This is a genomic window from Corallococcus sp. AB018 (genome assembly GCF_003986945.1).
Classification (GTDB): domain Bacteria; phylum Myxococcota; class Myxococcia; order Myxococcales; family Myxococcaceae; genus Corallococcus; species Corallococcus exiguus.
The window spans coordinates 1-17,587 of the sequence record NZ_RAWR01000218.1 but is presented as its reverse complement, the minus strand read 5'-3'; the positions used below and the strand labels follow the sequence as shown (position 1 = coordinate 17,587).

The 17,587-nt window shown below is 69.5% G+C and carries 17 protein-coding genes and 1 pseudogene; 5 read left to right on the top strand and 13 right to left on the bottom strand.

Going from position 1 to position 17,587, the window contains the following annotated elements:
• The 3 genes and pseudogenes from D7Y11_RS34450 to D7Y11_RS34440 form a co-directional block, all read right to left on the bottom strand.
• Positions 1–219, bottom strand: a pseudogene (locus D7Y11_RS34450) (glycoside hydrolase family 16 protein); the annotation flags it as partial.
• Positions 216–1,442 carry an ROK family transcriptional regulator gene (locus D7Y11_RS34445; RefSeq protein WP_126935802.1) on the bottom strand — a complete coding sequence of 409 codons (1,227 nt, stop codon included), beginning with the start codon at positions 1,440–1,442 and terminating at the stop codon, positions 216–218. The gene D7Y11_RS34445 and the pseudogene D7Y11_RS34450, both read right to left, overlap by 4 nt.
• 47 nt (positions 1,443–1,489) lie before the next feature.
• Positions 1,490–2,248, bottom strand: a complete 759-nt coding sequence (locus D7Y11_RS34440; protein WP_126935801.1) for a hypothetical protein — start codon at positions 2,246–2,248, stop codon at positions 1,490–1,492.
• Between the two features lie 722 nt (positions 2,249–2,970).
• On the opposite strand from D7Y11_RS34440, the gene D7Y11_RS34435 reads away from it, so the two are divergent.
• Complete coding sequence (locus D7Y11_RS34435) at positions 2,971–3,153, top strand: hypothetical protein (protein WP_126935800.1); 183 nt, start codon at positions 2,971–2,973, stop codon at positions 3,151–3,153.
• 7 nt (positions 3,154–3,160) lie between these two features.
• Here D7Y11_RS34435 and D7Y11_RS34430 read toward each other — a convergent pair whose 3' ends face one another.
• The 6 genes from D7Y11_RS34430 to D7Y11_RS34405 form a co-directional block, all read right to left on the bottom strand.
• Positions 3,161–3,529, bottom strand: a complete 369-nt coding sequence (locus D7Y11_RS34430; RefSeq protein ID WP_120579753.1) for a response regulator — start codon at positions 3,527–3,529, stop codon at positions 3,161–3,163.
• Positions 3,530–3,531: 2 nt separating this feature from the next.
• Positions 3,532–5,100, bottom strand: coding sequence for an ATPase domain-containing protein (locus D7Y11_RS34425; protein ID WP_121755432.1), 1,569 nt, complete (start codon positions 5,098–5,100; stop codon positions 3,532–3,534).
• A gap of 150 nt (positions 5,101–5,250) precedes the next feature.
• Entirely contained in the window at positions 5,251–6,030 is a 780-nt protein-coding gene (locus D7Y11_RS34420; protein ID WP_126935799.1) for a 1-acyl-sn-glycerol-3-phosphate acyltransferase, read from the bottom strand.
• A 28-nt stretch (positions 6,031–6,058) separates the two neighbouring features.
• Positions 6,059–6,844, bottom strand: coding sequence for an exodeoxyribonuclease III (locus D7Y11_RS34415; protein WP_126935798.1), 786 nt, complete (start codon positions 6,842–6,844; stop codon positions 6,059–6,061).
• 86 nt (positions 6,845–6,930) lie between these two features.
• Positions 6,931–8,685 (bottom strand): lamin tail domain-containing protein, encoded by a 1,755-nt coding sequence (locus D7Y11_RS34410; RefSeq protein WP_126935797.1) that lies wholly within the window; start codon positions 8,683–8,685, stop codon positions 6,931–6,933.
• A gap of 193 nt (positions 8,686–8,878) precedes the next feature.
• On the bottom strand, positions 8,879–9,808 hold the full coding sequence (locus tag D7Y11_RS34405) for an alpha/beta fold hydrolase (protein ID WP_120579758.1): 930 nt from the start codon (positions 9,806–9,808) through the stop codon (positions 8,879–8,881).
• Between the two features lie 115 nt (positions 9,809–9,923).
• Here D7Y11_RS34405 and D7Y11_RS34400 point away from each other — a divergent pair, with 115 nt between their 5' ends.
• Together D7Y11_RS34400 and D7Y11_RS34395 are read left to right on the top strand one after the other, a co-directional pair.
• Positions 9,924–10,733: a phytanoyl-CoA dioxygenase family protein gene (locus D7Y11_RS34400; protein WP_233597341.1), complete on the top strand. Its 810-nt coding sequence runs from the start codon at positions 9,924–9,926 to the stop codon at positions 10,731–10,733.
• 20 nt (positions 10,734–10,753) lie between these two features.
• The gene (locus tag D7Y11_RS34395; RefSeq protein WP_121755430.1) at positions 10,754–11,602 is read left to right on the top strand and encodes a WbqC family protein; all 849 of its coding nucleotides are present in this window, start codon (positions 10,754–10,756) and stop codon (positions 11,600–11,602) included.
• Here the strand turns inward: D7Y11_RS34395 and D7Y11_RS34390 are convergent.
• Positions 11,542–13,407: an ATPase gene (locus D7Y11_RS34390; protein ID WP_120579760.1), complete on the bottom strand. Its 1,866-nt coding sequence runs from the start codon at positions 13,405–13,407 to the stop codon at positions 11,542–11,544. The genes D7Y11_RS34395 and D7Y11_RS34390 overlap by 61 nt on opposite strands.
• 66 nt (positions 13,408–13,473) lie before the next feature.
• Here D7Y11_RS34390 and D7Y11_RS34385 point away from each other — a divergent pair, with 66 nt between their 5' ends.
• Positions 13,474–15,135 carry an acyl-CoA dehydrogenase family protein gene (locus D7Y11_RS34385; RefSeq protein ID WP_120579761.1) on the top strand — a complete coding sequence of 554 codons (1,662 nt, stop codon included), beginning with the start codon at positions 13,474–13,476 and terminating at the stop codon, positions 15,133–15,135.
• A gap of 51 nt (positions 15,136–15,186) precedes the next feature.
• The gene (locus tag D7Y11_RS34380) at positions 15,187–15,930 is read left to right on the top strand and encodes a phytanoyl-CoA dioxygenase family protein (protein WP_120579762.1); all 744 of its coding nucleotides are present in this window, start codon (positions 15,187–15,189) and stop codon (positions 15,928–15,930) included.
• A gap of 7 nt (positions 15,931–15,937) precedes the next feature.
• Here the strand turns inward: D7Y11_RS34380 and D7Y11_RS34375 are convergent, their stop codons facing one another.
• From D7Y11_RS34375 to D7Y11_RS34365, 3 genes are all read right to left on the bottom strand, one after another.
• The gene (locus D7Y11_RS34375; protein ID WP_120579763.1) at positions 15,938–16,219 is read right to left on the bottom strand and encodes a hypothetical protein; all 282 of its coding nucleotides are present in this window, start codon (positions 16,217–16,219) and stop codon (positions 15,938–15,940) included.
• A 186-nt stretch (positions 16,220–16,405) separates the two neighbouring features.
• Complete coding sequence (locus D7Y11_RS34370; protein ID WP_233597342.1) at positions 16,406–17,161, bottom strand: hypothetical protein; 756 nt, start codon at positions 17,159–17,161, stop codon at positions 16,406–16,408.
• A gap of 159 nt (positions 17,162–17,320) precedes the next feature.
• The coding region (locus tag D7Y11_RS34365; protein WP_148139251.1) for a hypothetical protein at positions 17,321–17,587 on the bottom strand (267 nt) is incomplete at its 5' end.

Sequence of the window (17,587 nt, the reverse complement as noted above, 5' to 3'; positions counted from 1 at the left end):
GTCCCCGCCCACGTCCGGGACCCAGCGCTCCTTCGAGGGCAGCGAGCCCGCCGGACCGTCGAACTCGTCCTGCCAGACGACTTCCCACCCCGTGCCCGGCTGCTCCGTGACGGGCCTGGGTTGCTCGTTTTGCTTGTTATCCAGACCTGCTGCTGGATCACACGAAGCCATTCCCAGGCCCGAGAGGGCCAGGGCGAGGACCAGACGGCGCGAAGTCATGCACTTCTCCCGACGTTCTGCGTGGGAAAGAGGGAGCGGTCGCGCAGCGCCGCCTGGAGCACCAGGGTGGCCGCGCCCACGGCGATGGCCCGCTCTCCCAGCACCGACGTGACGATGCGCGTCTCCGCCATGGAGACAGACAGGGCGCGCTGCCGCACGGACGCGCGCAAGGGGTCGAGCAGCATCTCGCCCACGGAGGAGATCTCCCCTCCCAGCACGACGATGGCGGGGTTCAACAGGTTGAGCAGGCCGCCCACGGCGATGCCCAGGTAGGCGCCCATGCCGTCGATGATCTGCTTCGCGGCGGCGTCACCCGTGCGAGCACCCTCCACCAGGTCGCGCACGGTGGGGCCCTTGCGGCCGCGGGTGCCCATGAGCTCGCGTGCGCGCTCGGTGAGCGCCGTGGAGCCGATGAGGGTGACGAGGCAGCCCCTCAGGCCGCACACGCAGAGCGGGCCGTTGGAGTCGACCGGGATGTGGCCGATTTCACCGGCCATTCCGCCGGCGCCCCGATACACGTCGCCGTGGATGATGTGGCCGGCGCCGATACCGGTGGCCAGCTTGATGTACGTGAGGTCCTCGCCGCCGGAGCCCGCGCCCCAGAAGCACTCCGACAGCGCGCCGAGGTTCGCGTCGTTGTCCACGAACACCGGCATGTCGAAGGTTGTCTCGAACCACTCCTTCACGTCCACGTGCTTCCACGCGGGGAGGATGAGGGGGGACATCTTGCCGGGGGCCGCCGGGTGCACGGGGCTGGGCACGGCCACCCCCATGCCGACGACGGAGCGGCGCGGGACGCGCTCGGCCTCCAGGCACTCCTGGACCAGCTCCTTCGCCTTCTGCAGCGACCCTTCCGGATCACCGCGCACCGCGTGGCTCGCCTTGCTTTGCGTGCGCACGCGGCCGCGGAGGTCCGTGAGGACGACGGTGACGTGGGAGGCGCCCAGTTCGACGCCCACCAGGCTGAAGGCTTCGTCGCAGAAGCCGATGAGGGTGGGACGGCGGCCCCCGCGGGAGACCCCGGCGCCAATGCTGCGCACCAGGCCCGCGTGCTCCAGGTCCGCGACGATGGCGGAGACGGTCGACGGGCTGAGCTCCGTGCGCCGGGCGATCTCCGCCCGGGAGATCTGACGCTCGCGCCAGATCATGTTGAGCAGCAGGCCGCTGTTCTGCGCCCGCATGCCCGCCGCATCGACCGTCAACACCGCCGTTCCCGCTTTCATCGTCCGCTCACGTTCCTGTTTGGGCGCACCGGGCGCTCAGATGGGGGTCACTGCCACTGGATGTCGTCGATGTAGAACACGAACGGCTCGTCGTGGCCTCCCGCGGACCAGCCGAAGCCCGCCGCCACGTCGGCGTAGCGGATCTTGCTGATGTCCAGCGTGTACTTGGTGGGCGTCGTGGCCAGCACTGCGGCCGGGCTGAGCTTCTTCTCGAAGCCGTCCTGGGAGTCAGGGCCGTAGCCGACGAAGAAGTCGACGGTCTCTCCGCCCTTGTCGCTCCAGGCGTAGAAGGTCACGGCCTTCGCGCCGTCCGGCACCAGGAAGCCCGGCGTGTTGGTCTTGCCCCAGTTGCCTTCCGGGTACTGCCAGAAGACGCCTGCCCAGTTCTTGCTCTTCTTCGTGTAGGTGAACTTGTGGCAGGTCCCCAGGCCCGAGCCCGGGCGGGGTGTGGCGCACACGGGCTCGTCCACGAGGCCGTTCTCCTCGCCGTCACCCATGTAGCCACTAGCAGCCCAGGTGCCGTCCACCGCCAGGGGCAGCGTCGTCTGGGTGCCCGCGTCGGTGCCCGCGTCCGTCTCCGTGCCGGCGTCCGTGTTCGTCCCGGCGTCCGTCTCCGTGCCCGCGTCGGTGCCCGCGTCGGTGTTCGTCCCTGCGTCCGTGTTGGTGCCCGCGTCAGTCTTGGTACCGGCGTCGTTCTGGGTGCCAGGCGTGGGGTCGTCCTCGGGATCACAGGCCCCCACGAGCCCCGCGAGCGCGAAAACTCCGACAGCCGTCAACGTCCACGCGAAACGCTTGTTGCGAAGCATGAATCCCCTCCGGGTTGTCTTGCTGGGATGACTTCGTTCTTACGGCGAAGAAATCAAAACCTGCTGGAATCCGCCGCTCGCATGCCGCGTCGCGTCACCCATGCAGCCACCCGCCAGAGGAGAAACCGCCATCTCCCGCCGCCGGGGCCCCTGCCACCTGGAGCCGCCCTGCGTCCCCGCCCACCGCGAACATGCGAGTTCGTTCGATTGACGAAGAAATACCAGCCCCCTTTACCCATTTGCAAGCAGCCGAGAACGCGTTGCACGGCGTAAACCGGTTGATGCGGTGCGCCGTGCCCGGCTTCGCGCGGGGTCCGGCCTCAAAGCAGAAAGCCCCTGGAGCTGCCGTACGCAGTTCCAGGGGCTCGCTCATGACCTTCTACAGCTGACTTCCCGTTCAGCGAGGAGTGCACGGCACGTTGCACGCATCATGCTGGCAACGAACGCACCTCACCGGGCCTGATGCCTTGCACGCGTCGAGAACGCCCTGAAGGACCTCTCCAGTCCACTCTTCCGCCTGCCGGTAATCCGCCTCACCCACGCGGCCACGTGGCAGGGTCGTTACGACGACCAGGATGAAGGAGGGCCCAAGAACCTTGTGATGCTGAATGATCACAGGAACCTGATGGGCCATTGAGGGCCCATCAGGCTCCGCAACCACGAACAGCTGATTGTCCAGTTTGCCGGTGCTCCGCAATCGGAGTCGATGCAGTCCCTCATTGATGCATGACTCCGTCACCGCCGACTTCAGGCGCGCCGACCGTTCCACCGATGGTTCAGCCTTCGTGCCGGGCAGCCAGGAACAAGCCCACAAGGCCGAAGCAGCGGCCACGAGAACGAAGAGAAACGAAGGCTTCATGGTTCACCTGTCACAGTCATGGGCTGTGACCGACTTCAATCCCTGACAGGCCGTCAGTGCGTCACTGGCGGCGGGCCGATCATGCGTCGGACCATGCCCAGCAGTTGCTCGATGTCGAAGGGCTTGGGCAGGAAGCCCGCGCATGGCAGGTGCTGCCAGAAGTCCGGCGGGCTGGCGCTCATCATCACCACCGGGACGTCGCGCAGGGCCGGGTCCTTCTGCATGGACTCCAGCACCCCGGGCCCGTTGAGCACCGGCATCATGTAGTCGAGCAGGATCATCGACGGGCGCTCCTGGCGCATCCGCTCCAGGGCCTCGCGGCCGTTGAGCGCCGTGGCCGTGCGGTAGCCTTCGTCGGACAGGAGGTCCCGGACGGCCTCCACGATGCCGAACTCGTCGTCGACAATGAGGACGGGCCCCATGGTCACGTGCCTCGGCGCTTGGAGACGTTCCGGCGCGGCTTCGGCGAGGTCGCCCTGGCGGAGGACACGGTGCCCGCGCGCGGCTTGCGGCGCGGCTTCGGCACGGGGGTCGGCTCCGGAGTCCGCGTGCGCGCGAGCCCCGTCATCAACATCTGCCCTTCCGCGAAGGGCTGGCCGACCTTGAGTCCCTTGTTCGTGATCTCCAACTCGCGCAGGGCGGGATCGTAGGCGCTGTTGCGCACCTTGAGCGCCGCGATGAAGCGGCGCAGCCCGGAGTGCAGCTCCACCATGCGCAGGAACAGGATGTTCTCCGCCACCATGGAGATGCCCTTGAGAGGGAACTTCACCTCCGGGCCGAAGGCGGAGGTGGCCTCGGCTGTGTAGATGAGCGTCACCTCGCGCACCCGGCACTCGTTGACGAGCGCCGCCAGGAAGCGCGCCACCCGCGTATTGCGGGTGGAGGCGCGGCGGAGCGCTTCGTAGCCGTCCAGGAAGATGCGGCGCACCCGGCCGCTGCGCACGATGGTCAACAGCTCCGTGCCCAGCTTGTCGAGGATGTTCTCCGTGGGCGGCCGGAAGCTCACCTCCAGGTCCCCGCGCTCCATCAGGGGCTGCAGGTGCAGCCCCACGCCCGCCGCCTGTGCGAGCATCCGCTCCGGCGCGTCGTAGAAGGCGAAGTAGTGGCTGCGCTCCCCCTGGCGGGCGCCTTCCGCCAGGAAGCTCAACCCCAGCAGCGTCTTGCCGCTGCCCGGAGGCCCCAGGAGGATGGTGGTGGAGCCAGCGGGCACGCCCCCCTTGAGCATCGAGTCCAGGCCGGCCACACCGAAGGCGTCGCGCTCGCGCTTCCCCGCGCCGGGCACCAGGTTGCCGTCCACCATGGATTCCAGGCGGGGATAGACGGTGAGGCCGTCAGCGGTGATCTCGAAGCCGTGCTGCCCCATCTTGTAAGCGCTGCCCCGGAACTTGCGCACGCTCAGCTCGCGCAGGGTGCGCACCCCGAAGGTCCGCTGCTGGAGCACCAGAAGGCCGTCCACCATGGTGTGCTCCGCGCGCAGGCCCTTGTCCCCCCCGGTGGTGAGCACCACCGTGGTGCAGCCGATGAGGCCCGTCACGACCTGGAGGCCGTGGATGAACTTCTTGAGCGCCTGCCGCGACGGCGCCAGCTCCTCCGCCGCCAGCAGTCCGTCCAGCACGAGCAGCGAGGCCTTGTGCGCCTTGATCTCCTTGCGGATCAGCTCCGCGAGCGCTTCCAGCCCGCCCTGCTCCAGGATGGTGAAGGCGCTCAGGTAGCTGATCTTCCCCGGCACGCAGGCCGGGTCGAAGAACGACAGCGTCTGGAGGTTGCTCACCAGCTCCGTGTGCGACTCGGCCAGGAGCGTGAGGTAGAGGACCCGGTGGCCCTGGGCCGCCTGATGGAAGCAGATCTGGTTGGCGAGGATGGTCTTGCCCGCGCCCGGCAGGCCCAGGACCATGTACATGCGGCCCCTGCGCAGGCCGCCGCACAGCACGGTGTCCAGGCCGGGGATGCCCGTGGCCACCCGCTGCTCTTCACGTGGACCGCCCGGCGTCATCACGCGCTTCCTTCCTGGGCGCCAGGCGCCGAGCCGGACCGAGAGAACCGGCCCCGGGTGGACTCCATAGTCCAGCCCCCGCGTGAAGGCTCAACAATCTGGGGTACGTGCGTTCCTGGACAAACACGCGTGCCCCGGCCCGCCGGCCGCTCAGCGAGCGGCGTTGGCTTCCGACGCCGGCACGGAGGCAGAGCCCCCCGTCAACGGCTTGAGCGAAGCGCGCAGGGCTTCAATCTGGGCGCGCGCCTGGTTCTTGAGCGACTCCACGTCGTCCATCGTCATCCCCTTGGTGGAGATGGGCGTGCCCACCGTCACCAGCCCTCGCGACGTGGCGAAGCGCCACGAGTGCTTGGGCAGCGCCAGCCGCGTGCCGCTCACCGCCAGGGGCAGCACGTCCGCCTGCATCTCGATGGCGAGCCGGAAGGCGCCGTCCTTGAAGGGCAGCAGCTCATCCGTCTTGGAGCGCGTGCCCTCCGGGAAGATCATCACCGGCATCCCCTTGAGCATCCACTCCTTGCAGCGCGCCATGGCGCCGGTGGCCGAGTCGCGGTCGCCGCGCTCCACGGAGACGTCCCCGGCGAGGCTCATCATCCAGCCCACCACGGGCACCTTGAAGAGGCTCCGCTTGCCCAGCCACTTCATCTCCCACGGCAGGAAGGAGATGAGGAAGCAGTCCGCGTTGGATTCGTGGTTGCTCACCACCACGGTGTTGGGCGCCACGCGGTCCGGCACGTTCCCATGCACGCCGAAGCGCCAGAAGGGCGTGAGCTTCGCGGCGGTGACCCCCACCAGGCGGAAGCAGCGGCCCGCCACGTAGCGGCGCTTGTCGAACAGGAACGTGAGGATGAACAGGAAGAGCTGGACGAAGAAGCCCACCAGGGCGACGAGGCCCACCTCGACCCAGGTCCAGATGGAGAGCAGTGCGTTCATGAGAGGTGTCCCTTGGGCATGAGGGGGTTCAGGTGAGGACCGCGGGGTCCAGGTCCACGCTCACCGGGCAGTGATCCGACCCGTGAACGTCCGAGTGCACGGAGGCCTTCTTCACGAAGGCGAGCGCCGCGGGGGTGGCGAGCACGTAGTCAATGCGCCAGCCGATGTTCTTCTCGCGTACACCGGCGCGCTGGCTCCACCAGGAGTAGTGGCCGCCATCCGCGTTGAAGTGGCGGAAGGTGTCCACCCAGCCCGCGCGGAGCCACCGGTCGAACTCCTCGCGCTCCTCCGGGCGGAAGCCGCTGGTCTCGCGGTTCTCGCGCGGGCGCGCCAGGTCGATGTCGCGGTGGGCGGTGTTGAAGTCCCCCATCACCAGCACGCGCTCTTTGTCGCGCAGCGGCTTCTCCAGGCGCGCGAAGAGGCGGCGGTAGAAGTCCAGCTTGAAGGGGATGCGGGAGAGGTCCCGGTCCTTCCCGTTGCCGTTGGGGAAGTAGCCGTTGACCACGGTGAGCTTGCCGTAGCGGGCGAACTGGAGGCGGCCCTCCGCGTCCATCTCCGGCGCGTCCAGGGTGGTGGTGAGCTCGTCCGGTTCGTGGCGGCTGAAGAGGCCCACGCCGCTGTAGCCGGGGCGCTCCGCGGCCACGAAGTGGGTCTTCCAACGGCGGGGGGCGCGCACCTCCGCGGGGAGCTGCTCCACGCGGGCGCGCACCTCCTGCAGCCCCACGATGTCCGCCCGGGCCTTGGACAGCCACGGGAGGAAGCCCTTGCGGTGGATGGAGCGCAGACCGTTGACGTTCCAGGAGACGACTCGCACGCCCCCGCTTATGGCGAAAGCGCGCGGGTATTGCCAGCCCCCACCGTTCCTGGACGGACGGTGGGGGCCAGTCACTGCTCAGTGCGTCAAGGCGTTTCCGTGCCGCTCGCCTTGTTCTGCGGGCCGCGCGTGGTGCGGATGATGAAGTCCGTGTTGTTCACGTCCGTGTCCTGGCTGTTGCCCTTCGTCGCGTCCGCGCCGCTCTCCATGGTCGCGGCGGACGAGCCGGCGTTGGCCTTGCGCTCGTAGCTGCCGGCGGTGGCAGGAGCACCGTTGATGGCGGTGGCCTCCGGCTGGTCCGCGGTCCCGTAGCCCACCTTGTCCACTGCCTTCTCAGAAGCGCCCGTGCCGAGCGTCGAGGGCCCGATGCGGATGTGGCCGCCAGCGGCCGCCATGGAGAAGGTCGTGCCCCAGCTCGCGTCACTTGCCACGGAGCCGGCGTACTTGGAGTTCGTCAGCAGGAAGAAGCCGTGGGCCGCGATCTTCGAGTTGGCGGGGATCACGTAGTTACCGCTGTAGGCCGTGCCTCCGGTGGCCTTCATGTACTGCAGCTTCCAGCCACCGATATTCACCTCCGCGTTCGTCGGGTTGTAGAGCTCGACGAATTCGTCATCCGCGCCCGCGGGACCCGCGTACGCCAGCTCACTGATGACGACGTGATCGGTCGTCGGGGCGGCGGTGACCTTCGCCTGGGCGGACACGGACTGGCCGTTGAGCGTGGCCACGAGGGTGCCCGTCGAACCGGCGGCGCCGGCGGTGAAGGTGAACTTCGCGGAGAGTTCGTTGGCCGGCACCGTCACGGTGGCCGGCACGGAGCCCACGTTGCCCGTCGTGGACAGCGCCACGGACGTGGCCGCCGCGGCCGGGATGTCGAGCGTCACGGTGACGTTGGCCGTCTGACCGGCGGCCAGGGACACCGTCTCCGGCGACAGGAACGCCAGCGAGGCCGCTTCCGTCGCACCGAGCACGCGCACGGTGGCGGTGCGCGAGTCGCCACCCAGCGTGGCCGTCAGCGTCGCCTTGGCGGAGCCCGCCGCGTCGTTCGCCGTCACGATGATCGCCGCGGAGCGCGAGCCCGCGGGCACCGTCACCTGGCCGTTGTTGGCGATGACGACCGAGGGGCTGGACGAGGTGACCTGGATCACGACGTCCGTGGTGGCGTTGGCGCTCAGCGAAACCGCGAGAGGCTCCGGAATCGTCTCACCCGTGGTGCCCGAGCGCGCGAAGACCGCGGCCGGCTCCAGCGCGCTGAGCGTCGCCGTGGTGCCCGCGTCGGTGCCCGCGTCCGAACCCGTGCCCGCGTCCGGAGCCGGGCCGCCGTCCGTGGCGCCGCCGTCCGTCTCCGTGCCGGCATCCGTGCCCGCGTCGATGGTGCCCGCGTCCGTCTCCGTGCCGGCATCCGTCTCGGTGCCAGCGTCCGTCACCGTGCCGGCGTCCGTCTCGGTGCCCGCGTCGGTGGTCGTACCTGCGTCCGTCTCCGTGCCCGCGTCCGTCACCGTGCCGGCGTCCGTCTCGGTGCCCGCGTCGGTGGCCGTGCCGGCGTCCGTCTCGGTGCCAGCGTCCGTCTCCGTGCCGGCGTCCGTCTCCGTGCCGGCGTCCGTCTCCGTGCCAGCGTCAGTGCCCGCGTCCGTGTTCGTGCCCGCGTCGTTCGTGGGCGTGGTCACCTGACAGCTGTTGTTGCAGCGGTCGCCTTCGACGCGGTTGCCGTCGTCGCACGCCTCGCCACTCTCGATGATGCCGTTGCCGCAGACAGGGTTCTTGTCGTCATCACCACCGCACGCCGACAACACCAACAGCACCGCTGACAAAGGGACCAGCAGGTGCCGGGAAGACCAGGACATGGAGACTCCGTGTTGAGTACTGAGCCTCCTCACAAACCACAAAATTACAGGCCGACGCAAACCCCTCCCCGTGACTTCTCGCTCACGGCCATGGAACCCTCCGGGTCACGGATTTCTCAAGACCTGGCAGTGCGGATGGGTCATCCGGACCGGCCCGGCTTCAGCCAGGAGTCCCGGGGGTTTGCGGGGAGGCTCAATCCGCCAATCCATGCGCATCCAGGAAGCCCCGAACGGACTGGGCGATCTCCGTCCCGGCCTCCAGGAGGCCCGCGTGGCCGGCGTCATCCACCTGGAGCCAGTAGGCCTGGGGCAGCGCGCGGTGCAGCCGCTGCACTTCCGACAGGGGCACGAGGACGTCATCGCTCGCGGCGATGATCAGCACGGGCACCCGGATGGAGGGGAGGACGTCCCAGGCGTGGCCCTCCGTGAGGCCTCGCAGCGTGCGCCAATAGGCCTGCGCGCTCATGTGGTAGAGCGCGTCCAGGAACTCGGCGATGTCCTCACGCGGAGCCCGGGGCCGCAGCGCCCCCACGGCCCGCGCCAGCGGATCCGCCAGCGGGGTGGCGAGGAAGGCCTTCACCGCGGGCGCCACCACCGGCACCCAGGGCGTCCCCGCGGCCAGCACCCCCTTCGCGGCGGACAACGCGAAGCGGGATCCCCAGCGCGGATCCGCCGAGCCCGGCACGCCCGGCGTCCCCGCGATGAGCGTCATGGACGGCACCAGATCCGGCCGGCGGCGGTAGAGCTCCAGCAGGATGCGCACGCCCATGGAGAAGGCGATGTGGTGCGGGGGCTTGCCGTCGCCGCGCGCCATGGCCGCCTCGGTGACGCGCTCCAGGTCGTCCACGTGCACCTGGACGCGGTAGTCGTTGTCGCGCGACTCCTCGCTCATGCCATGGCCGCGGTAGTCCCAGTGCACCACGCGGTGGTCCTGCTCCAGGTCGGCGACGATGTGGCGCCAGAAGTTCTCCGACGTGCCAATGCCGTTGGTCAGCAACACCGTGGAGCGGTCCGCGAGCGCGGCGTCGCGGCCCTCCTCCGGCGTGCCCGAGCTGTGGGTGTGGACCGCCACCCGGGTGCCATCCGGGGCGGAGACGAGGTGCGTGGCGCGACGGTAGGGCATCCCCGCCCACCATGCGGCCGGGCAGGCGCGGGTGCAAGTGCCGACAGCCCCTCCCACGAGTGCGCCCTCCCCTGTCCGCGCAGGCCAAGGCTGGACGCGCCGGGGCCTCCAGGCAATGGTGCGCGCGATGATCAGCGTGGAGGCGGAAGGGTTGGACGTGGCGGCCGTGCTCGCCCACTACGAGGCGCACGGCTTCGCGCGCCTGGGCCGCGTGCTGGACGACGCGGGCGTGGAAGCGCTGCGCGAGCGGGCGGACGACCTGATGCTCGGCCGCGTGGTGTACCCGGGGATGTTCTTCCAGCCGGACGCCACCACCGGCCGCTACGAGGACGCCCCCCTGGGGCTGGGCTGGCAGGGTCCGTCCCTGGACTACCGCAAGCTGGAGAAGCTGGAGAAGGATCCGCGCTTCCTCGCGTGGATGGAGAACCCGCTGTTCGAACGGATCGCCCGCGCGCGCATCCCCGGCGACATCGTCCTGTACCGCGCCATCCTCTTCCACAAGGGCCCCGCGGGCGGCAGCAACCTGCCCTTCCACCAGGACGGCGGAAAGCTGTGGGGCCTCACGCGCGAGCCGGACCTTCAAATCTGGACCGCGCTGGACGACGCGCCAGAAGGCGGCGGCTGTCTGGAGGTGATTCCGGGCAGTCACCGCGCGGGCCTGGTGACGTCACTGGGCGGCGTGATTCCTCCGGACCGCGTGGAGGCGGCGGACGCGGAAGGACACGTGGTGCCCCTGCCGGTGCGGGCTGGAGAGGCGCTGCTCGTGCACAACCACGTCTGGCACCGCTCCGGGCGCGGCCGGCCCGGACAGCGGCGGCGCGCGTTCTCCGCCTGCTACATGAGCGCGGACACCACCTGCGTGCGCAAGAAGAAGGCCCCGCGCGTGTTCCCTCCGATGTTCCGTCACCCGGTGCGCGGCGGCTGAAAGGCCCTATCATCCCGGGCGTGTCCGGACACCCTGGAGTCCTCGTCGCCGAGCAGCCCCACTACCTGCCGTGGGTGGACTTCTACGAGCAGGTGGCCCGCGCCGGGACGCTGGTGGTGCTGGACGACGTGCAGTGGCTCCGGCGCGGTTGGCAGCGCCGCACGCGCGTCGCCCTGCCCCACGGCGTGCCCACGCCGCCCCCGTCCGAGCCGGGCTTCCAGTGGCTGTCCATCCCGCTGGAGGATCCGCACCGCGACACGCGCATCCGCGACCTGACGGTGGATCAGAGCCAGCCCTGGGCGCGCAAGCACCTCCAGGCGATGGTGACGCTCTACGGAGGCCGGCCGCACTTCCGCGCGCAGGTGCTGCCGCTGCTGGAGCCCTTCTACGACGCCGCCGCGCGCGAGTCCGGCCCGGGGTCGCTGTTGCGCGTGCTCCTGTCCAGCATGGCGCTGTTCCACGCACCGCTGGGCCTGGAGCCGAACCTGGTGCTTTCGTCCACGCTGGAGCGCCGGGGCGAGGACAAGACGCAGCGGCTGGTGGAGTACTGCCTCCAGACGGGCGCGCACACGTACTACTCGGGGACGGGCTCCACGGTGTACCTGAAGCCGGAGCGCTTCCGGGCGGTGGACGTGCGCCTCTTGTGGCAGCGCTTCCGCCACCCGGACTACGCGCAGGGGCGCGAGGGGCGCTTCGTGACGGGGCTGTCCATCGTGGACGTGCTGGCCAACGTGCCCGTGGAGACGGTGCGCACGTGGCTCCAGCCGTCGCCGTGGGGGCCGTTCGCGGGGGACGGCCCCCAGCCGCTTCAGCGGGCGGACGCGGCGGTGGGCGAGGAGTCCGCCGGCTTGTCGAAGCGCACGAAGTAGCTGCGCACGGCGGCGTCCAGCAGCGCGGGATCCAGGCGCGGCGTCTGGCCCTGATAGTTCGCCATGTCGATGACCTGATCCAACAGGTCGCGAGGCTGGCACGCGGCGAAGGGCCGGTGGTGCGGGCGGTAGTGCTCGTCGATGAGGTAGTCCACGGCGCGCGCGTCGTAGGGCACGCCGCGCTTCCTGCACATCACCTGGAAGATCTCGTGGAACTGCTCCTCGTCCGGGCGCTGCACCTCCAGCTTGTAGCGGACGCGGCGCAGGAAGGCGTCATCCACCAGGGCGCTGGGATCCAGGTTCGTGGAGAACGCGGCGAACACGTCGAAGGGCACCTGGAGCTTCTTGCCGGTGTGGAGCGTGAGGATGTCCACGTCGCTCTCCAGCGGGACGATCCACCGGTTGAGCAGGTCCTTGGGGGACACCTTCTGCCGGCCGAAGTCGTCGATGAGGAGCATCCCGTTGGACGCCTTCATCTGGAACGGGGCCTCGTAGTACTTCACCTCCGGCGTGTAGACGAGGTCGAGCATCTCCAGCGTGAGCTCACCGCCCACCACCACGAGCGGGCGGCGGCAGCGCACCCAGCGGCGGTCATACGACGGCATGCCGGGTTCGTCCTCCACCGCGCGGTGGATGTTCGCGTCGAACATCTTCACGACGAAGTCGTCGACGAGCAGCGCGTGCGGAACGAAGATGTCTCCCTCGTAGCAGTTGACCATGCCCTGGCAGATGGCCGTCTTGCCGTTGCCCGGGGGGCCATAGAAGAAGATGGCGCGCCCGGAGTTCATCGCCGGACCGATTCCGTCGAAGATGTAGTCGCGGATGATCAGGTCGCCGAACTTGTCCTGCATGCGATGACGGGTGATGCGATTGCCGCGCACGGTCTGCTGCTTCACGGCGGCGACCCATTCGTTGAACGGCACGGGCGCCGGACCGTTGTAGCGGTTGCGGTCCAATATCTGCCGCAGCACGTCCGTCACGAAGGTCGTGAGCTGGTAGATCATCGTGGAGCGGCCCACGCCGGATCCGCCACCGCCACGGATGTCGATGTACTTCTGCCGGCGCAGGCCTTCGATGACCTCGTCCACCAGCGCGCTGGGCAGTTGCAGGCGCGTGGCCACGTCCATGCCGCGCATCTCGCCCGCGAAGAAGATGGCCTTGAGGACCAGCTCCTCCACGAAGGTCGCGTTGAGGCCGGACTCCTGGAGCGTCTTGGGCTGCGCGGGCCAGAAGCGGTTCGTCGCCTGGGCGTCCGAGCCATCGGCGCGCCGGACGCCGCGCCGCTCCGGGCCTGCGTAGCCCTGCTGCGGCGCCGAGGCGGCACCGCGACGGTCAGGGCCCGCCGGGGGCGCGCCACGGCGGTCCGCCTCCGGGGGACCGCGACGCTCCATGCCGGGAGCCGCGCGACGTTCGGGCTCCTGCGCGGGTGGAGGCGGGCCAGGGGGCGCGGTGCGCCGCTCGGTCTGCACGTCGAGCATCTCCTCGCCGAACGGCGGCGGCGCGCCCGGCGGAGCCACGCCCGCGGACTGCGCGGGAGGCACGCGGGGGCGCGGCATCGGGTCGAAGATGACGGACGGCAGCGGGGCGGACACCGCGGGCCGGGAGCGGGTGGGCTCCGGACGCGGCTCCGCGCCCAGGGCCGCACCGGCGGGTGCGGGCGCGCGCGGACGGGGCGGCGCGGACAGGACGGGGTTCGCCTGCGCGGCGGGCGTCTCCAGCGGGGTGATGTTGCGATTCTCGTCCTGCTCGGCGCCGAGCGAAGACGGACCTGGGCCAGGTGGGGGCCTGCGGGTGAAGTCAGCCATCACAGCTCCGGCGGGGGGGGAGGTCACTGTACCCCACCGTCGTGTCAGCGGTGTTAACTTCGGCCCATGAGCTTCTTCCAGGCGCCCCCCGGTCTTGGCAACCAGTACGACGACGACGCGTTCCTGCAGGGCTACCTCGCCCGTACCCTTCCGGAGGACATGTTTCGTTCGCTCCAGGATGACTTCCGAGAGCTGGGAGAGCTGGGAGGCAAGTACTTCTACGAGTTCCAGCAGCGCGACCGGCTGAACGAGCCCGTGCTCACGCAATGGAGCCCGTGGGGTCAGCGCATTGATCACATCGAGGTGTCACCGCTGTGGAAGGAGGCGGAGGCGCTGACCGCGAAGAAGGGCCTGGTCGCGGTGGCCTACGAGCAGAAGAGCGGCGCGCTCAGCCGCGTGCACCAGTTCGCGTTGAACTATCTGGTGCAGCCGTCGCTGGACGTCTACTCGTGCCCGCTGGCGATGACGGACGGCGCGGCGCGGTCACTCCTGTCGCTGGGCAACCAGGCGCTCATCGACCACGCCCTGCCCCACCTGACGTCGCGCGATCCGGCGACCTTCTGGACGTCCGGCCAGTGGATGACGGAGCGCACGGGTGGCTCGGACGTGGGGCTCACTCTGACGGAGGCGCGGCAGTCTCCCGAGGGTTGGCGGCTGCACGGCACGAAGTGGTTCACGTCCGCGACGACGGCGCAGATGGCGCTGACGCTGGCGAGGCCCACGGGCAACGGCCCCGGCGGCAAGGGGCTGGCGCTCTTCTTCGTGGAGACGCGGGACGCGCAGGGCCGGCTCAACGGCATCCAGATCAACCGGCTGAAGGACAAGATGGGCACGCGCAAGGTGCCCACTGCGGAGCTGACGCTGGACGGGACGCTGGCGGTGCCGGTGGCGGGGCTGACGGACGGCATCCGCAACATGGCGATGATGCTGAACGTGACGCGCACCTGGAACGCGATGGGCGCCACGTGGAGCATGCGCCGGGCGATGGCGCTGGCGCACGATTATGCGAAGCGCCGGGTGCAGTTCGGCGCGCCGCTGTCCGAGAAGCCGCTGCACATGGACACGCTGGCGGGGCTGGAGGCGGAGTTCCAGGCGGGCTTCCTGCTGGCGTTCCGCGGGGTGGAGCTGCTGGGCAAGCTGGAGACGCGCACGGCGACGGAGCAGGAGTTGCTGTTGCAGCGGCTGGTGACGCCGCTGGCGAAGCTGACGACGGGCCGGCAGGTGGTGCACATCACGTCGGAGGTGACGGAGTCCTTCGGCGGCGCGGGCTACGTGGAGGACACGGGCCTGCCGCGCATCCAGGCGGACGCGCAGGTGCTGTCCATCTGGGAGGGCACGACGAACGTGCTGTCGTTGGATTCGCTGCGCGCGCTGGCGAAGGAAGGCACGCTGGAGGCGTTCTTCCACGAGGTGGAGAGCCGGCTGTCGAAGGTGACGGACGCGGGCCTGCGGCCGTGCGTGAAGACGGCGCACGACGCGCTGGAGCACGCGCGGGCCTGGGTGTCCGGCGCGATGGCGAACCCCACCACGATGGAGGCCGGGGCGCGGCGCTTCTCCCTGACGCTGGGGCGCACGCTGGAGCTGGCGCTGCTCAGCGAGCACGCGCAGTGGTGCCTGGAGCACGGGCACGGCCCGCGCAGCCGGGCGGCGGCGCGGCGGTTCCGGCAGAACGGCGTGGACCTCATCCAGGATGAAATCGACCTGGATGATTCGCGGCTGCTGAGCTGAGGCATCGCGACAGGTGCATGCGGCGGGCGCCGCCATTAAGAAGCGGGCGCCATGTCCGTCCTGAGCCCCGAGCAGTGCCAGCGCTTCGCCACCGATGGGTATCTCGTCCTGCCGTCCTTCGTGGAGGGCGGGACGTGTACACGGATGCGGGCCGTGATCCAGGAGCAGCTCGCCTCCGGTGACGGCCCGGTGGAGTACGAGGCCGAAGTCGCCTATCCGGGCTCACCGGCGAGCGTCGACGCCGAGGGCGGGCGGACGGTGAGGCGGTTGCTGAAGGCGCATGGGCGCGCTCCCCTGTTCGCGGCGTGGTTCGACGACGCGCGGATGATGGAGGCGCTGGGGCAGTTGCTGGACGGGCCGGTGGTGCAGGCGCGGGCGCACCACAACTGCGTGATGACGAAGCAGCCGCGCTTCTCCTCGGACACGGGCTGGCACCAAGACGTGCGCTACTGGGCCTTCACGCGGCCGGAGCTGATCTCCACGTGGTTGGCATTGGGCCCGGAGACGCCGGAGAACGGCGGCCTGAAGGTGCTGCCCGGCACGCACCGGATGCAGTTCGCGCCGGAGCGCTACGACGCGCGGCTGTTCCTGCGGTCGGACCTGCCGGAGAACGCGGCGCTCATCGAAGGCGCGCAGTACGTGCGACTGTTCCCCGGGGACGTGCTGCTCTTCCACGCGCGGCTGTTCCACGCGGCGAGCCGGAATCACACGGCGGACACGAAGTACTCCGTGGTGGCCACATACCGGCGGACGGACAACCTGCCGGTCCCGGGCTCACGATCCGCGAGGGATTGAGGCGGATTCACGGCGCGTACTGATACCGCTCGATGATCCGGCCCTCGGGCGAGACGGCATAGAGCTCGAACCAGTCGAGCTCGAAGCTGCCACCAGGTCCGATTCCCTCACAGTGGTCGACGCGCCGGTTCACCCGGACGATGTAGACGCCCTTCCCCTCGCCGACGACGACCTCCAGGGCTCGCGCCGTGAAGATGCATTCATTCCGGCGCGCCTTGGGGAAACGGCTCACGACATCCTGGAGGGCCGCATGGGACGCCAGGATGGCAGGTCCATCCAGCGTCGCCATGGGCTCCAGGCCCTCTGGCCATTCAAAGACAGCAGAAGAAATGGCTTCGCTTGAGTCAGCCTGAGTCTCCGGCTGAAGCCCAGTCGTGGCGCAAGACACCATGCAAGCAATCGCTGCCCATGCCCAAACACGGCGGATGCCGTACTTGAGTGGGCAGCAAAGGCGCGGCATCTGGCCCGGCAGGAGCTACTTCGCGGCCTGCGTGAGGGCGTCTTCCACGTAGCGGACGCCCTTCGCGGTGATGGCCTTGCCCTTCTTGGTGTCCTGGGCGTAGCCGGCGTGCAGGCGCAGCGCCTTGGCCGCGTTCGGCGCGGCGTAGGTCACGCCCAGCCCGCTCCAGAAACGCGACGTCGTTCCGGACGTCACCTCCACGTCCAGCGACTTCGCCAGGTACAGCGGGATCAGCGAGCGCAGGAGCTGATCCTTCTCCTTGCCCGCGGAGACCAGGTCCTTCTGGCGCGCATGGCCTCGCAGCGCGGTCTCCAGCACCGACACCGCGTCCTCGCTCGTGGCTCCGGACGAAGCCGCCTTCTTCGCGGCTGGGGCCTTCTTCGCCGCGCTCTTCTTCTTCGCGGGCGCCGCCTTCTTCGCGGCCGGGGCCTTCTTCGCCGCGCTCTTCTTGCTCGCGGCCTTCTTCGCCTTGGGCGCCGTCTTGCGACGGGCGGCTTGCGCCAGCTCCATGCGGCCCTCGAAGGGGACCCCCACCACCGTCGCGTCCACCTGGCGATCCGGAATCGCGTTGCGCAGGGACTCGATCACCTCATGCACGGACGCGCGCGGGGCCTCGGAGTGCACCGGGCGAGAGACGCGGGTCCGAGCAGGCTCGCTCACGGGCGGCTTGCCCTGCGCGTAGTACCGAACCCAATCGCTCGCCTCCTCCACCACTTCAGACAGGCCCACGCGATCGAGCAGCGACCCCAACCACCGAAGACTGTTGCGCACTGAGTACCCTCCCGTTCTGATCCACGCTACTACACTCCAGACAGAAGCAACCTATATCGCTAGCAATACGGGTTGTTCCATGCCCCCGTGGGTATTCCTGCCCATCCGTCCACGGATCACGGGAACAGACGTGCAGATGTAGCGCGGTGTTCCTACGTCTCACTGCCTCACGGACACCACGCTGCGCGTCTTCACGTTCGTCACCTTCCCCGAGCGCTCCAGCATCCCCTCCCCCACGAGGAACAGCGCGCCGTGGATCTCCTGCCTGCACCGCGCATACACCTCCGAGGGCACCACCAGGTTGGCGATCCCCGTCTCGTCCTCCAGCGAGATGAAGCAGATCCCCTTCGCCGTGGGCGGCATCTGCCGGCAGATCATCATCCCCCCCACCTTCACCGGCCGCCCCGCCGACACCCGCTTCAACCC

What these genes read in the sequence shown, in the direction of transcription:
- D7Y11_RS34435 (WP_126935800.1), top strand. Translation starts at nt 2,971, where the DNA reads ATGCATGACTCCGTCACCGCCGACTTCAGGCGCGCCGACCGTTCCACC.
- D7Y11_RS34380 (WP_120579762.1), top strand. Translation starts at nt 15,187, where the DNA reads ATGTCCGTCCTGAGCCCCGAGCAGTGCCAGCGCTTCGCCACCGATGGG.
- D7Y11_RS34445 (WP_126935802.1), bottom strand. Translation starts at nt 1,442, where the DNA reads ATGAAAGCGGGAACGGCGGTGTTGACGGTCGATGCGGCGGGCATGCGG.
- D7Y11_RS34440 (WP_126935801.1), bottom strand. Translation starts at nt 2,248, where the DNA reads ATGCTTCGCAACAAGCGTTTCGCGTGGACGTTGACGGCTGTCGGAGTT.
- D7Y11_RS34390 (WP_120579760.1), bottom strand. Translation starts at nt 13,407, where the DNA reads ATGGCTGACTTCACCCGCAGGCCCCCACCTGGCCCAGGTCCGTCTTCG.
- D7Y11_RS34400 (WP_233597341.1), top strand. Translation starts at nt 9,924, where the DNA reads ATGGTGCGCGCGATGATCAGCGTGGAGGCGGAAGGGTTGGACGTGGCG.
- D7Y11_RS34430 (WP_120579753.1), bottom strand. Translation starts at nt 3,529, where the DNA reads ATGGGGCCCGTCCTCATTGTCGACGACGAGTTCGGCATCGTGGAGGCC.
- D7Y11_RS34410 (WP_126935797.1), bottom strand. Translation starts at nt 8,685, where the DNA reads ATGTCCTGGTCTTCCCGGCACCTGCTGGTCCCTTTGTCAGCGGTGCTG.
- D7Y11_RS34385 (WP_120579761.1), top strand. Translation starts at nt 13,474, where the DNA reads ATGAGCTTCTTCCAGGCGCCCCCCGGTCTTGGCAACCAGTACGACGAC.
- D7Y11_RS34420 (WP_126935799.1), bottom strand. Translation starts at nt 6,030, where the DNA reads ATGAACGCACTGCTCTCCATCTGGACCTGGGTCGAGGTGGGCCTCGTC.
- D7Y11_RS34405 (WP_120579758.1), bottom strand. Translation starts at nt 9,808, where the DNA reads ATGCCCTACCGTCGCGCCACGCACCTCGTCTCCGCCCCGGATGGCACC.
- D7Y11_RS34425 (WP_121755432.1), bottom strand. Translation starts at nt 5,100, where the DNA reads ATGACGCCGGGCGGTCCACGTGAAGAGCAGCGGGTGGCCACGGGCATC.
- D7Y11_RS34375 (WP_120579763.1), bottom strand. Translation starts at nt 16,219, where the DNA reads ATGGCGACGCTGGATGGACCTGCCATCCTGGCGTCCCATGCGGCCCTC.